The following is a 14,271-nucleotide window of genomic DNA, read 5'->3' as shown; positions in this document are numbered from 1 at the left end:
AAAACATCAGTAGCCCGAAGTTTCTCGGGGATAATCCTAGGCAATAGGTATCTAAGATCCCGACAAAATACGGGACAATGTCAGCTCTTCTAAGGGGAAAACAATGCGGTTGATTCTGCTCGGTGCACCAGGTGCTGGAAAAGGCACACAAGCTCAGTTCATTTGCGAAAAATTCGCTATTCCACAAATTTCCACTGGCGACATGTTGCGCGCTGCTGTGAAAGCGGGAACTGAACTCGGCGTTGCTGCTAAAAAAATTATGGATGCCGGTGGCCTTGTTTCCGATGACATCATCATCGGCCTGGTAAAAGATCGCTTGACCCAACCTGATTGCAGCAAAGGTTATTTGTTTGATGGCTTTCCAAGAACCATTCCTCAAGCACAAGCCATGAAAGATGCTGGCGTTCCTATTGATTACGTTTTAGAAATCGATGTGCCATTTGATGCCATCATCGATCGTATGGGCGGTCGTCGTGTTCACCCAGCTTCCGGTCGCACTTATCACATCAAATACAACCCACCAAAGGTTGCAGGTAAAGATGATGTGACTGGCGATGATCTGATTCAACGTGACGATGACAAAGAAGAAACTGTTCGCAAACGTTTGCAGGTTTACGACGATCAAACCCGTCCATTAGTGGAGTACTACTCTTCATGGGCTGCACAGGCCAACTCAACAGACAAGGTGAAGGCTCCAGCCTATCGCAAGGTCAGCGGCACTGGTAGCGTTGAAGATATTACTGCTTCGATTTTTGCCCAATTAAAGTAATACCTTTCACCTTTCACAAAGGGGTTGCTACGGCAGCCCCTTTTTCATTGTCAAGATATAGGTTATTATGTCTATACCACTAAGTGGTATAGTTTTGGATGACCAAAAAACGTATCCTTAAAACGAAAAATTTTTCACGATGGTTGAATAAAAATAATTTAAATCATCGTGATTTACTAGAAGCAATCGATGAGATGGAGAAGGGACTGATTGACGCCGACCTTGGGTGTAATGTTTATAAAAAACGAGTAAAGCTTGCTGGTATGGGCAAGAGGAGTGGCGCCAGAATCATTGTGGCTACAAAACTTTTAAAACGATGGTACCTAATATTTGGATTTGCGAAAAATGAAAAATCAAATGTTAGTAGTGATGAATTACTCTCACTACAACAAACTGCAAAAATATTACTTCATCTATCGGACCGGGAAATAGAGTCGGCCATTCATGCCAATCAATTAGAGGAAATAAAAATCGATGGAAAATAATAAGAAAAGTCGAGTTATTCAAGAGATGCGAGAAACGGTTGTGGGCTTGCATCATGCAGGGGTTATTACCAAGAAGAGCTTGGAGGAGTTTGAAGCCCTGCATAACCTTGACGTAAAACCCATGACTCCCAGTCGCATTAAACGCTTGCGCGCTAAAACACGCCTTAGCCAAGCAGTATTTGCTGTGACAATTAATGCGAGTCTCTCGACAGTTCAAAAATGGGAAGCTGGAGATAAGAGTCCCAGTGGGCCCTCTTTGAAACTTTTATCGCTGATAGAGAGAAAGGGTTTAGAAGTGGTTCTCTAACCCATTACATTACTTTAGCTCTTTAAGGGCGCTCTCAAAAGACTCAATATCCGCAAAACTTCTGTAGACCGAAGCAAAGCGAATGTAAGCTACTTTATCGAGACGCTTGAGCTCACGCATCACTAATTCGCCCACACGCTCACTTGGGATTTCTTTTTCGCCAAGGCTGAGGAGTTTTTCTTCAATGCGTGCAATAGATTCATCTACGGAGTCTGAAGATACCGGGCGCTTGCGCAGCGCCAACTTGATTGAGCTAGCCAGCTTATCGTGACTGTACTCAACCCGACTACCATTCTTTTTGACAATAGCTGGTAACGCTAATTCAACACGCTCGTAGGTTGTAAAGCGCTTATCGCACTTGGCACAACGGCGACGACGGCGAATGGTATCGCCCTCGTCTGATACCCGGGTATCTAGAACCTGGGTATCTTCGTTATGACAAAAGGGGCAGCGCAATTAGCTCTTCTTTTATTGGTTGGGTTGCTGAAGGCTTGCTTAACCGTAAACTGGAAAACGCTTCGTGAGCTCTGAAACTTGAGCGCGCACTTTAGCAATATTCTCAGGATCATTTGGGTTATCCAAAACATCCGCAATAAAGTTTCCAACTTGTCTTGCTTCCGCTTCTTTAAATCCACGTGTAGTCATTGCAGGTGAACCCAAACGAATACCGCTAGTCACCATTGGTTTTTCTGGATCATTTGGAATGCCATTCTTGTTGCAAGTGATATGCGCCTCACCTAAAACACGCTCAGCTTCTTTACCGGTCATTTTCTTGGCACGCAGATCAACTAACATCACATGAGAATCTGTACCACCAGAAACAATTCTTAAGCCACGCGCAATTAATGTTTCTGCAAGTGCTTTAGCATTGGCAACAACTTGCTTTTGATAATCCTTAAAGCCAGGTTCCTGAGCCTCTTTGAATGCTGCCGCTTTACCAGCAATCACATGCATCAAAGGACCACCCTGTAAACCAGGGAACACTGCGGAGTTAATCGCCTTCTCATGCTCAGCCTTCATCAAGATGATGCCGCCACGAGGGCCGCGCAAGCTCTTGTGTGTAGTCGAAGTAACGATGTCTGCATGAGGCACCGGATTTGGATAAACACCTGCAGCGATCAAACCAGCATAGTGAGCCATGTCGACCATAAAAATCGCGCCCACTTCTTTTGCCAATTTACCGATGCGCTCGAAATCAATTTTTAGAGAGTAAGCAGAGGCACCAGCAATAATCAATTTTGGTTTGTGCTCACGAGCCAAACGTTCCATTTGCTCATAATCAATCTCTTCGTTTTTATCGAGGCCATAAGCGATTGGGTTAAACCATTTGCCGCTCATGTTCAAAGCCATACCGTGAGTCAAGTGACCACCTTCAGCAAGACTCATACCCATGAAGGTATCGCCCGGCTTTAAGAAAGCCAAAAACACTGCTTGGTTAGCAGATGCGCCGCAATGGGGTTGTACGTTTGCTGCTTCAGCACCAAACAAAGCTTTGACACGATCGATTGCCAATTGCTCAGCCACGTCCACGAACTCACATCCACCGTAATAACGCTTACCTGGATAACCTTCGGCGTATTTATTAGTTAACTGAGAGCCTTGCGCCTCCATTACTGCTGGTGAGGTGTAGTTCTCAGAAGCAATCAGCTCAATATGGTCTTCCTGACGCTTATTTTCATTCTGAATGGCTGCCCATAACTGGGGATCGGTTTTGGCTAAGGTGTTTTGACGGTCAAACATGGTGATAATCCTGAAAAAGTTGGATTGCTAAGTGAATTAACTTAGTAAAATCAACCTACATCATACAAAATCCACCATGACCTCTACACAAGACCTCTCATTCCTCTCCCTAGTCCTCAATGCCAGCCTATTAGTACAGTTGGTAATGTTGTTATTACTCAGCATGTCCGTGGCCTCCTGGACCATTATTTTCAAGAAAACGGCTGTTTTGCGGGGGGTCCGCCAGGATACCGAGCGTTTTGAACGTGACTTTTGGGCTGGCGGAGACCTCAATACCCTCCTGGAGGCCGCCCAGCGCAATACCCGCAGCGATGCCGTCCTGGAGCACATCTTTGAAGCCGGAATGCAGGAGTTCAACAAGGGGCGTGAGATTGACGCTGCCCGCCGTGCCATGAAAGCCACCTACCAGCGCGAAATGGACCTCCTAGAAGCCAATCTACCCTTCCTGGCATCCGTAGGCTCAGTCTCCCCGTATATCGGCCTCTTTGGCACCGTCTGGGGGATCATGCATTCCTTCCGTGGTTTGGCTAACGTGCAAAACGCGACCCTTTCTGCTGTAGCTCCTGGTATTGCCGAAGCATTGATCGCTACTGCGATTGGTTTGTTTGCAGCGATTCCAGCGGTGGTTGCTTACAACCGCGCAGCTACTGATGTTGATCGCCTCTCCATTCGCTTTGAAACTTTCATTGAAGAATTCACCAACATCTTGCAGCGTCAAACTGCTGGACGCTGATTGAACCAATCAGTGAATCGATAAGCGAAAAAATTATGGCCGGATCTTCATTACGTAAAAACAAACGTCGGGCGATGTCTGACATTAATGTCGTTCCCTACATCGACGTGATGTTGGTATTGCTGGTGATCTTCATGGTCACTGCTCCCATGGTTAATCCGGGTGTCGTCAATTTACCAACAGTTGGTGGTGCCAAAGTGCAATCTTTGCCGCCCGTCTTTTTAACTATTGATGCCAATGAAAATGTCATCGTACGCAAAGATGGTGACCCAACACAAACTCTGAATAAATTTGAGCTTGGTGCTTTTGCAAGATCACAAGCAGAAAAGTCTGCCGATCAACCGATTGTGATTGCCGCAGATAAATCCATTAAGTATGAAACAGTAATGGAAGTGATGTCCAAGCTCAAAGAGAATGGCGTCAAGCGCGTTGGCCTTGCGGTTAAGACTCAATAAGGCTCTAGCCTTCATAGCTGCTCATGAATAGCGCATCTTCTTTTCAGCCATCATTCTCGCCGTTTAAGCGAGGTCGACGCACTAAATCAGAAAGCACTAAACGCGCCTTTACTTTTTCACTGATTGCGCATTTGGGATTGCTTGCTTTTTTGATGATTGGTATTAGCTGGAACAACTCCACTTCTTCTGGTGTTGAAGTGGAACTTTGGGATTCTGCTCCACAGGTTGAGACACCTCCCGAGCCCGAACTCAAAACAGAAGTGAAAGAAGAAGCTGCCGATATCGCGATCAAGAAAAAGAAGGTCGAGAAAGATCCACCTAAAAAAGAAGTAAAAGAAACACCAAAAGTAGTGAAGCCCCCTCCGCCTAAGGAAAAAGAAAAGCCGAAGAAAGAAGACCCACCTAAGAAAGCTGAAACTCCTAAAGCAGTATCGCCAGCAGAAACTAAAGCCAATGCTGCGGCTGAAAAAGCTCGCACCGATCAATTGGCGCGCTTACGGGCTGCAGCTGGTGCCGAAGGTGGTAGTGGTGGCACAGTCGGCGGTGGTGTTGGCGGTGGAGGTAATGCGCCCCCAGGCTGGACCGATAAAGTCATTAAGAAGGTCAGGCCTTTGATCGTCTTTAATCCAGAATCCGTGAGCGGCAACCCAGCAGCAGTCATTTTGGTCAGCCTTGCACCAGATGGGGCCATTTTGAGCACCAGCATTCAGTCCTCTAGCGGCAATGCCGGCTGGGATCGCGCCGTATTACTAGCCCTTTCGCGTGCAGAGAGCCTGCCAAAAGACGACAATGGCAAAATTCCTCAACGCGAAGTAAAACTGACTTTCAAACCCAAGGATTAATGCATGCTGCACATAGCGAAAAGACAGATACAGAAACAAGCATCAAAACTGAATTCTTTTGGCTTAGTCATATTCGCACTCTTCATTAGCTTGGCAACACCTGCGCTGGCGCAGATGAATATTGAAATCACTGGTGTAGGTCAATCACTCTACCCAATCGCAGTCATGCGTTTTAAAGATGAAAATAAATTACCCACCAGCGTTACTGAAATCATTCGTCAAGATTTAGCTCGCAGTGGTTACTTTAAAAATACTGAGAACGGTAATGCTGTTGAGAGTGATGAAGGCACACCAAACTACAAGTCTTGGGCTGCACGTGGCGCTGATGCTTTGGTAGTAGGCTCAGTCATACAGACTGGCAACAATCAATTTGATATTCACTACAAACTCTTTGATGTTCGTAAATCCCAAAGTCTTGGCGGCTTAAATCTTAACTCCAGCACAGATAATTTACGCGCTGTAGCCCACAAGATTGCTGATGACATCATCTTTAAATTACTGGGTGAGCGTGGTGTGTTCTCAACCCGCCTCTCCTATGTGATTAAGGATGGCAAGCGCTATCGCCTAGTAATCTCAGATGCGGATGGACAAAATATTCGTAATGCCATGAACAGTGGCGAACCGATTATTTCTCCATCATGGTCACCTGATGGCAAGAAAGTTGCTTACGTTTCTTTCGAAGATCGAAAACCAGTTATCTATGTTCATGAGCTTGCTACTGGTCGTCGCATTTCTCTGTCTAATCAAAAGGGAAATAACAGTGCGCCAGCTTGGTCACCCGATGGCAAAAAGCTCGCTATCTCATTATCCAAAGATGGCAACACGCAGATCTATGGCATCAATGCAGATGGAACTGGTTTACATCGCCTCTCTCGTGGCAACACGATTGATACAGAGCCCCAATATTCTGCTGATGGTCGCTATATCTACTTCACCAGCGATCGTGGTGGCAATCCACAGATCTATCGCATGAGTGCTGAAGGCGAACAAGCTGAAGGTGTTAAACGCATCACCTTCAAACAAGGTTTTGTAACCTCACCACGCATCTCTCCAGATGGTAAATACCTGGCTTACATCGCCAATATTGGCGGAGCTTATCGCCTCTACATTCTGAACTTAGCTACCGGAGATGCTCAAGCACTTACCGATGGCACTAGCGATGAATCCCCCTCCTTTGCTGCCAATGGGCGCTATGTTCTCTATTCCACCAAAGTGGGTGGCAAACGTGTTCTTGCTGCCGTTTCAGTGGATGGCAATTCTAAGCAGGTACTCAGCATTCCAGGATCTGATGTTCGTCAGCCGTCCTGGGGTCCATTCATGGATTGAGCTGAGGGCACCCCTACACACGCCTAAACCCCTTTTTAGGGGTTGAAATAGTCACTTTTGATGCTCTTAGGGGCATAATATTGTCTATTGATTCATTTATAGATTCAGTCTGTAGGAAAAAGGAAAATTCATGAAGATTTCTATCGCACGTCGTGCAGCGACATTTGCCCTGATCGGCGCAACAGCACTTCTTATGGCGGCATGCTCCAGCGTCAAGCTAGATGACACGGATGCTGCTAATGGTGGCGGTGGCGGTAGTGGCAAATTTGGCTCACAACCATGGAATGATCCTAGCAGCCCACTCTTTGAGAAAAGTGTTTACTTTGGCTTTGACGAATATACCGTTCAGACTAAATATCAAAAAATGTTATCTGCTCACGCAAGCTTCTTAAAAGCCAATCCTAAGCAGAAAGTGATTATTCAAGGTAATACCGATGAACGCGGTACCGCTGAATACAACTTAGCACTTGGCCAACGTCGCTCTGATGCCGTACGCAAATCATTGAACTTGATGGGTGTTTCTGACGATCAAATGGAAGCAGTCAGCTTTGGTAAAGAAAAACCAAAAGCCGAAGGTGACAATGAGGCAGCTTGGGCAGAAAATCGCCGCGCTGACATTGTTTACATCACAAACTAATGATGACGCTTTCTCACTCTGCAAAACAAACGCTCTCACGAGCGTTTTGTTTAAGTGCTGCCCTCATTTGCTTGGGTGCATCTAATAGTGCCTGGGCTCTCTTCTCCGATGACGAAGCGCGCAAGGCTATTCTGGACCTGCGTAAGTCTCTAGCCACCACCCAGCTTGAGTTGCAAGGCCAGATCGACAAACTCAAAACTGAGAATGCAGAGCTGCGTGGCAAAGTGGAAGAGCTTCAAAAGCAAGGTGAAGACATTAACAGCAGTCAGAAGACTTACTACCAAGATCTCGATACTCGCTTAGGGAATTTTGAGCCCCGCACTGTCACCATCGAAGGCGTCAGCGGCACAGTACAGCCTGGCGAGAAGAAGGCGTATGACGATGCCTTAAAGTCATTTCAAACGGGTAATCTCAAAAAAGCTGATGAAGGATTTTCAGCCTTTACTATTAAATACCCCAAGAGCCCTTACCTACCCCTTGCTCTGTACTGGAGTGGTAACAGCAAATATGCCAACAAAGAATATGCTGGCGCTATCAGCCAGTTACAAAACCTGATTAAGAAATATCCTAACCACCCGCGTGTTCCTGCTGCGATGGTCACATTAGGTAACTCACAATTAGAGAGTGGTAATAAAGCGGCAGCCAAGAAAACCTTTGGCGACATTATTGCTAAGTACCCAGACACTGATGCAGCTAAAGATGCGCAGCAACTCATTGCTGGCGCCAAGTAATTCATCAGCCATGTCTAATTTGTCTGCTGCATTTAAATCGCTCGCGCCCCGTAAGCAAGGCGCTCCAGCGGTCATCTTGTTCTCTGGTGGCTTGGACTCCACTACCGTTCTAGCGCTTGCTAAAGATCTTGGTTACACGCCTTATGCTTTATCAGTTGGCTATGGCCAGCGCCACTCTTCAGAGTTAGCTGCAGCCAAACATATTGCCAAACAAATTGGTGTTGCTCGTCATGAAGTGGTGAATTTAGATCTCACCCGTTTTGGGGGATCAGCCTTAACTGATTCTTCAATCGCAGTTCCCATCACCCCCGGCAAAGATCAAGAAATTCCCATCACTTATGTACCAGCACGCAATACGATCTTGCTATCGCTTGCATTGGGCTGGGCAGAATCATTAGGCGGTCTCGATGTTTTCTATGGCGCTAATGCAGTGGATTACTCAGGTTACCCAGATTGCCGACCAGAATATGTAGCCTCTTTTGAACATATGGCCAACCTAGCCACCAAAGCGGGTGTAGAAGCTATGAATGATGCGAATCGCTTTCGGGTACACGCACCGATCATCAGCCTCACTAAAGCCGAAATCATTCAACTGGGCAGCACTCTAGGTGTGGATTATTCCCAAACAGTTTCTTGCTACCAAGCAAATGATTTGGGTGAAGCTTGTGGTGAATGTGAGTCTTGCAGATTAAGACAGGCGGGTTTTAAGCAGGCTAATCTAGCCGATCCAACCCGCTACAGATAAACCCGTTTTAATCAGTCAAACCCATGGGGCCTTAAGGCCCTATTTTTTTATGTTTGACATTTATAAAAAAGCACACAATAATGCACTAAATTATGGGTATTTTTATATGAGCCTTACACAGACTATTCACGCCAAAACCACAGTCAGCATGACTGACTTAAGACGCAATCCCAGCAAGATCATGGAAATCGCTGGCGACCTTCCTGTAGCCGTCTTAAACCACAACAAGCCCGAAGCCTATCTTTTGTCGGCAAAGGCTTATGAAGCGCTGCTCGATCTAATTGATGATGTCTCGCTCATTAAAACCATTCAGGCTCGCAAAGGTGGCAAAACCGTGAAAGTGAAGCTTGAAGAGCTTTAATCTTGAGTTTCATACTCTTGCGCTAAAAGAATGGCAAAAATTAGATAACTCAATAAAGGAACAATTTAAAAAGCAATTACAGAAGCGCCTGATTAATCCAAGAGTACCCTCAGCAAAACTTCATGGCGACTTAGACGACTTTTATAAAATTAAACTGAGAACCGTCGGTTACAGACTTGTTTACGAAGTCATTGATCGCAGGCTTGTAGTTCTAGTAATTGCTGTCGGTAAGCGGGATCAAGATGCGGTATATCGAAAAGCAGAAACCAGAAAATAAGAGGTAAATCTATTTACCTTGAGTTTCTAGCATCCTCGCCACATACCGCGCAATAAGATCCACTTCCAGATTCACAGCATCACCTTGCTTCAAGTTACCTAGCGTAGTGTTCTGCAAAGTGTGGGGAATGATATTGATATCGATGATGCAAGCATTTGCCGTGTCTTCAGTCTGATTGACCGTGAGTGAAACGCCATTTACAACAATAGAGCCTTTGTAAGCCAAGTATTGCGCGAGCTCTTTGGGCGCCTCAATGCGTAACAACCAAGAACCATAAACATCATTAGCCACCTGAGCAAAGTGCGCGACTTTACCAACACCATCTACGTGCCCACTCACTAAATGTCCACCCAGGCGATCATTTAAGCGCATGGCCTTTTCAAGATTAACTGGGCCAACCTTATCCAGACCAATGGTTTTATTAAGAGACTCCCGAGAGATATCTAAAGCAAACGAATGATTTGTTAGCTGGGTAGCGGTCATGCAGGCGCCCTGAATCGCAATACTGTCACCCAAGGCAACATCATCTAAATAGCCTGCCGGAACTTCGACAACTAAATGCAAGCCATCGCCTTTTGCTTGAGCGCTTTTAATTTGACCAACTGCGGTAATGATTCCAGTAAACATAGTTGTAATTTTAGTTTTGAATTATTTTTAATGGCTCTTAATTAGGCGCATACGAAGATCGGAGCCAAATAGGCTTTGATCGATGACTTTCCAACCCTGCTTGTCATCCAAAGAATTTAGGGGCGAGATATTGGCCATGCCAATACCCTCACCCATGAAGAATGGTGCATAGTAGAGCAATAACTCGTCTACACAGTTTTCCCTGAGTAAAGAACCATTGAGCTTAAAGCCGGCCTCAATATGAATCTCATTCATTTCACGCTCTTTGGCTAGATATGAGAATAGCTTTGGCAGATCTACCTTACCAAAGGGGTTCGCCATAGCAATAACTTCAATGCCGCGCTCAGTAAATGCCTTAGCTTTTTGCTGCATCTCAGAGCTCTCTAGACTAGCGCAAACAATGATGACGCCAGATTGATCAAGCCCATCTAGGATCTTTGCAGTAAGTGGCGTTTCTAGTTTGGAATCAACGATGATGCACCAAGGCTGACGTTCGGTTTGTACATCTCGCACATTCAGACTAGGGTCATCCTCTTTAACAGTGCCCACTCCAGTCACAATGGCACATGCTTGTGCACGCCAATGATGGCCATCAGCTCTCGCTAATGATCCAGTGATCCACTGACTGCGACCATCCGGTAATGCTGTCTTACCATCAAGACTTGCCGCAATCTTCATACGTACCCAAGGTAAGCCTCGAGTCATCCGCGAAATAAATCCTGGATTTAAAGAGCGTGCTTCTGACTCCATAAGCCCACAATGAACATTAATCCCTGCTGCTTTTAAACGCTCTATGCCTTTACCGGATACCAGCGGATTAGGGTCTGACATGGCTACAAATACAGCGGCCGGTTTAGCTGCGATTAAAGCATCTACACAGGGCGGTGTACGGCCAGTGTGATTGCATGGCTCTAAGGTGACATAGATAGTTGATCCAATAGGATCATTTCCGAGTGCTTTTGCGTTGGCTAGAGCTTGAACTTCAGCATGGGCACTACCAACCTTTTGCGTAAAGCCCCTTCCAATCACTTGGCCATCTTTAATAATGATGCAACCCACCCTAGGATTAGGGTTGGATAAATAAAGTGCTTTTTGAGCCTCGGCTATTGCCTCGCTCATAAACTGGTGGTCAACTGCGCTGTACATAGGGTCTATTAAACCATTCAATGGCAGCGCTTTGCATCTCTCGTGGGATCACAGATGCGCCATCGCCCGCCGCTACCCAGAATCATTTGCCGCTCCAAGTTGGGGCTCCGGCTGTGACCCAGGATCAAACGATTTGCAACAAACCCACCTTGAGCCGTTTTAGCAGCGCCAGCAGCGTTAAACAAAATGCCCTTCTTGCCAGAATGGGGGTCAATGAACTGCTTACCACCCCCTTTAAAGTAAATAGGCTCAATACCTGCCTGCGTGAACCAGGGCTTATCGATACACCCTGCCTTTACAGACTTTCCGATACAGCCGCTTTTGACAATCCACCCCGCCTCCCACTGATCACCAGAAATGGGAACCAGATGCACGGGCTGGCCCAAATGAAGTGCTTGCTGACGAGCAAAGTGCGCATGACTGATAAATCTTCTGGCGATAGTATCAATTTCTCTGGCTGCTATTTGCTCTTGCAATAAAGGCATCGCCGCCATAGCAGCAATAGCAATAACTAAAACCACAGCCATTAACTCAAGAAGACTAAATCCATTCTTTGATTTATTCAAATACTTGCCGCCAATTCATGCGATTTGCAAGACCAGTTTTTTCATCAATGACAACACCTATCTGAATTGCTGGTTTATCTTTACTTGAGATCAACCAACGGTTTTTACCAACCGACTGAATAAAACACTCGTTCTCTTTGAGATCAGTAAGGGCTGTTAAATTTTTCTCGCACTCCAATACTGCACTCTCAGCAGCAATAAAATTTTTCTGCGCCACTTGCATTGTTTTTACCTCCACGATGCGCAATGCATTCAGCCTCTCTAAATAAGTCACCAAGGAGGAGCAAAGCAAGAGCAGTGAAATTACCCAAGCTAAGATCACAACAGATTCCTGGTTGCAAAAGTACGCTCTAGATCTATATTGAGCTTAGCCCCGTCAGTCATTTGCAGCTTGATCTTAAATAGCCTTTGACCCCGAATAGATTGGTCACGAGGGGTAGTCAGCTCCTCAATAAAGAGTCCATTAATGCCATTCATCAGGGTAGTATTTTGAATCCGTCCCTGACGATCTAGCGACTGACATATCAGCGAGCCACCATTTACTTTTTGACCTTTTGGAACTCCCGCTTGACGATCGACCAAGAAACCTTGCATAGCTAAATTATTTTTAGTGCGATCTTTTGTTAGCGCATTGCCAATGCAATCAAAATCCACCCCATCCGATAATTCATGGAGAATAGTCAAAGCATCAGATCCTCGAAATCCGGATTTTTTATTTATTTCAAGAAATAGAGTTTCATTTGCTTTATGTCCTGCTGTTCGACTGCTTATTTGTGTATTTTGAATATTGCGATAAGCAGCCATACGAATAGCTCGCCCAATCAGCTCGAAGGCACGATCTGCTTCTGAGATTAGGGATTGTGTTTTTTCAAACTCAATTTGCTTGATAAGCAAATCAGCGCTGGTTTTTAGCAATGGATTGAGTAGCAGTGCGCATAGAGCGATTGCGACTAGGCATTCGAGCAGGCTCATTAATTAAGGTTTTGCTAGGGGACTGAGAGCTAGCTCTAGCTCGTTCTTGTGTTTCAAAGACATCCAATTCCTTTCTCAGTTGCGATCTTTTGGCCTCTTGCTGGGCTAGGTTTAATGCCAGGCGCTGATAAACCCCTACCGAAGCCATCCAGACCCCCAAAATCATGCTCATAGCCACTAAAACCTCCAGCAAAATGAATCCCTGGCAATTCCGAGGGCGGAGTCCTGAGTTGAATTGCTTTTTAGGGGGCATTGCCCATTTTCAAAGCTAGGCTCTTGAGCTGAAACTCCTACCCAAGGCTCTTGCCGTCAGAAAGATGGGATATTGCAGTAGGACTGAACAACAAGTAGGTCCTGCGCTTAAAATAGAGGGCTATGCCAAATACCCTTGCCTCCACCGAAGAAATTATTGCCGAGCTCCGCGCCGGCAAAATGGTGATCCTCGTTGATGAAGAAGACCGTGAGAACGAAGGTGATTTAGTCCTTGCTGCCGATCACGTCACTGCAGAATCTGTGAATTTCATGGCAAAACATGGCCGCGGCTTGATTTGCTTAACTTTGACGCGTGAGCGCTGCCAGCAATTAAACCTCCCCTTGATGGTTCGTGATAACGGCACATCCATGGGAACCAATTTCACAGTATCTATTGAAGCAGCAAATGGGGTTACCACTGGAATCTCAGCAGCAGATCGTGCGCTCACTATTAAAACTGCAGTAGCACCAAACGCTAAGCCTAGTGATTTAGTTCAGCCTGGGCACATCTTTCCATTGATGGCACAGCCTGGTGGCGTACTCATTCGCTCTGGTCATACTGAAGCGGGTTGCGACTTAGCAGCAATGGCAGGATGCTCACCTACTTCCGTGATTTGCGAAATCATGAAAGACGATGGCAGCATGGCACGCCTTCCAGATCTTCTTGAATTTGCAAAAGAGCATCAATTAAAAATTGGCAGCATTGCAGACCTTATTCAATATCGCAGCCAGCATGAAAGTATTGTAGTTCGCGAAGGTAGCAGAGAATTCATCACGCCTTGGGGAAAATTCCAAGGCATTATTTATCGCGATACTCCAAGCTCCTGCATTCATATTGCATTGGTGCATGGCAAACCTTCTGAAGCACAAGAAACCTTGGTGCGCGTGCATGAGCCGGTTACTGTTTTAGATTTCCTAGACTCTAACGTCAGCACCCATTCTTGGCCGCTAGCTAAAGCCCTAGAGGAGATTGCTTCTTCATCCTCTGGTGTTGCAGTTCTTCTCAATGCCTCTGGCATTGCCGCTCCAAATGATCAAGATTGGTTGGCACAGTTCCAGAAACTGAATCAATCACAAGAAGAAGCCAAGAAACCTTTGGCCAGAAAAACCGATTTCAGAAGCTATGGTATTGGCGCCCAAATATTGAAAGATATCGGCGTTGGCAAAATGCGTTTACTAGCCAATCCAAGCCCTGTTCCAAGCCTCTCTGGTTATAAGCTCGAAGTGACAGGCTACAAGCCTTACACTGCCTAAAAACTCTGACAGTCCTCACGGTATTAAATAATTTTAGAAAATTGAT

At 45.8% G+C, this 14,271-nt stretch carries 20 protein-coding genes; 13 read left to right on the top strand and 7 right to left on the bottom strand.

Features of this window, described 5'->3' with window-relative positions; all coding sequences use genetic code 11:
* Positions 1 to 103: 103 nt before the first annotated feature.
* The 3 genes from adk to ICN20_RS05630 all read left to right on the top strand — a co-directional run bounded on the left by adk (position 104) and on the right by ICN20_RS05630 (position 1,561).
* Complete coding sequence (adk, locus tag ICN20_RS05640; RefSeq protein ID WP_216238675.1) at positions 104 to 769, top strand: adenylate kinase; 666 nt, start codon at positions 104 to 106, stop codon at positions 767 to 769.
* Positions 770 to 867: 98 nt separating this feature from the next.
* The gene (locus tag ICN20_RS05635) at positions 868 to 1,254 is read left to right on the top strand and encodes a type II toxin-antitoxin system RelE/ParE family toxin (protein WP_216238673.1); all 387 of its coding nucleotides are present in this window, start codon (positions 868 to 870) and stop codon (positions 1,252 to 1,254) included.
* Positions 1,244 to 1,561, top strand: coding sequence for a DNA-binding transcriptional regulator (locus ICN20_RS05630; RefSeq protein ID WP_216238672.1), 318 nt, complete (start codon positions 1,244 to 1,246; stop codon positions 1,559 to 1,561). Before ICN20_RS05635 ends, ICN20_RS05630 begins: the two co-directional genes overlap by 11 nt.
* Before the next feature lie 9 nt (positions 1,562 to 1,570).
* On the opposite strand, the gene nrdR is transcribed toward ICN20_RS05630, so the two are convergent.
* Complete coding sequence (gene nrdR, locus ICN20_RS05625; RefSeq protein WP_215360817.1) at positions 1,571 to 2,017, bottom strand: transcriptional regulator NrdR; 447 nt, start codon at positions 2,015 to 2,017, stop codon at positions 1,571 to 1,573.
* 39 nt (positions 2,018 to 2,056) lie between these two features.
* Entirely contained in the window at positions 2,057 to 3,301 is a 1,245-nt protein-coding gene (gene glyA / locus ICN20_RS05620; protein ID WP_216238671.1) for a serine hydroxymethyltransferase, read from the bottom strand.
* Positions 3,302 to 3,377: 76 nt separating this feature from the next.
* Between glyA and tolQ the strand changes: the two genes are divergently transcribed.
* From tolQ to ICN20_RS05575, 9 genes are all read left to right on the top strand, one after another.
* Complete coding sequence (gene tolQ, locus ICN20_RS05615; protein ID WP_216238670.1) at positions 3,378 to 4,034, top strand: protein TolQ; 657 nt, start codon at positions 3,378 to 3,380, stop codon at positions 4,032 to 4,034.
* A 35-nt stretch (positions 4,035 to 4,069) separates the two neighbouring features.
* Positions 4,070 to 4,489, top strand: coding sequence for a protein TolR (tolR, locus tag ICN20_RS05610; RefSeq protein ID WP_072583297.1), 420 nt, complete (start codon positions 4,070 to 4,072; stop codon positions 4,487 to 4,489).
* Between the two features lie 23 nt (positions 4,490 to 4,512).
* Positions 4,513 to 5,331: a cell envelope integrity protein TolA gene (locus ICN20_RS05605; protein ID WP_216238669.1), complete on the top strand. Its 819-nt coding sequence runs from the start codon at positions 4,513 to 4,515 to the stop codon at positions 5,329 to 5,331.
* A 3-nt stretch (positions 5,332 to 5,334) separates the two neighbouring features.
* On the top strand, positions 5,335 to 6,657 hold the full coding sequence (tolB, locus tag ICN20_RS05600; RefSeq protein ID WP_216238668.1) for a Tol-Pal system beta propeller repeat protein TolB: 1,323 nt from the start codon (positions 5,335 to 5,337) through the stop codon (positions 6,655 to 6,657).
* A gap of 130 nt (positions 6,658 to 6,787) precedes the next feature.
* Positions 6,788 to 7,294 carry a peptidoglycan-associated lipoprotein Pal gene (gene pal, locus ICN20_RS05595; RefSeq protein WP_216238667.1) on the top strand — a complete coding sequence of 169 codons (507 nt, stop codon included), beginning with the start codon at positions 6,788 to 6,790 and terminating at the stop codon, positions 7,292 to 7,294.
* A complete protein-coding gene (gene ybgF, locus ICN20_RS05590) occupies positions 7,294 to 8,025 on the top strand; it encodes a tol-pal system protein YbgF (protein WP_216238666.1) in 732 nt (243 codons plus the stop codon). The genes pal and ybgF overlap by 1 nt, the downstream gene beginning before the upstream one ends.
* A 10-nt stretch (positions 8,026 to 8,035) precedes the next feature.
* Entirely contained in the window at positions 8,036 to 8,770 is a 735-nt protein-coding gene (queC, locus tag ICN20_RS05585; RefSeq protein ID WP_216240303.1) for a 7-cyano-7-deazaguanine synthase QueC, read from the top strand.
* Between the two features lie 106 nt (positions 8,771 to 8,876).
* Positions 8,877 to 9,131, top strand: a complete 255-nt coding sequence (locus ICN20_RS05580; RefSeq protein ID WP_215362623.1) for a type II toxin-antitoxin system prevent-host-death family antitoxin — start codon at positions 8,877 to 8,879, stop codon at positions 9,129 to 9,131.
* The gene (locus ICN20_RS05575) at positions 9,118 to 9,408 is read left to right on the top strand and encodes a type II toxin-antitoxin system RelE/ParE family toxin (RefSeq protein ID WP_216238664.1); all 291 of its coding nucleotides are present in this window, start codon (positions 9,118 to 9,120) and stop codon (positions 9,406 to 9,408) included. Before ICN20_RS05580 ends, ICN20_RS05575 begins: the two co-directional genes overlap by 14 nt.
* 9 nt (positions 9,409 to 9,417) lie before the next feature.
* On the opposite strand, the gene ICN20_RS05570 is transcribed toward ICN20_RS05575, so the two are convergent.
* Genes ICN20_RS05570 through ICN20_RS05550 form a run of 5 tightly spaced genes read right to left on the bottom strand, consistent with a single transcriptional unit; the run spans position 9,418 to position 12,719 of the window.
* A complete protein-coding gene (locus ICN20_RS05570; protein ID WP_216238662.1) occupies positions 9,418 to 10,035 on the bottom strand; it encodes a riboflavin synthase in 618 nt (205 codons plus the stop codon).
* Positions 10,036 to 10,062: 27 nt separating this feature from the next.
* Positions 10,063 to 11,181, bottom strand: coding sequence for a bifunctional diaminohydroxyphosphoribosylaminopyrimidine deaminase/5-amino-6-(5-phosphoribosylamino)uracil reductase RibD (gene ribD / locus ICN20_RS05565; protein ID WP_216238661.1), 1,119 nt, complete (start codon positions 11,179 to 11,181; stop codon positions 10,063 to 10,065).
* A gap of 17 nt (positions 11,182 to 11,198) precedes the next feature.
* Complete coding sequence (locus tag ICN20_RS05560; protein WP_255534658.1) at positions 11,199 to 11,747, bottom strand: Tfp pilus assembly protein FimT/FimU; 549 nt, start codon at positions 11,745 to 11,747, stop codon at positions 11,199 to 11,201.
* Positions 11,740 to 12,069, bottom strand: coding sequence for a hypothetical protein (locus ICN20_RS05555; RefSeq protein ID WP_216238659.1), 330 nt, complete (start codon positions 12,067 to 12,069; stop codon positions 11,740 to 11,742). Before ICN20_RS05555 ends, ICN20_RS05560 begins: the two co-directional genes overlap by 8 nt.
* On the bottom strand, positions 12,066 to 12,719 hold the full coding sequence (locus tag ICN20_RS05550) for a hypothetical protein (RefSeq protein ID WP_216238657.1): 654 nt from the start codon (positions 12,717 to 12,719) through the stop codon (positions 12,066 to 12,068). The genes ICN20_RS05555 and ICN20_RS05550 overlap by 4 nt, the downstream gene beginning before the upstream one ends.
* Before the next feature lie 375 nt (positions 12,720 to 13,094).
* Between ICN20_RS05550 and ribBA the strand changes: the two genes are divergently transcribed.
* A complete protein-coding gene (ribBA, locus tag ICN20_RS05545) occupies positions 13,095 to 14,225 on the top strand; it encodes a bifunctional 3,4-dihydroxy-2-butanone-4-phosphate synthase/GTP cyclohydrolase II (RefSeq protein ID WP_216238654.1) in 1,131 nt (376 codons plus the stop codon).
* The last annotated feature ends 46 nt before the right edge of the window (positions 14,226 to 14,271 follow it).

It is taken from the genome of Polynucleobacter sp. JS-Polo-80-F4 (assembly GCF_018881965.1).
Taxonomy (GTDB): Bacteria; Pseudomonadota; Gammaproteobacteria; order Burkholderiales; family Burkholderiaceae; genus Polynucleobacter.
This window is presented reverse-complemented; position numbering and strand designations above follow the sequence as displayed.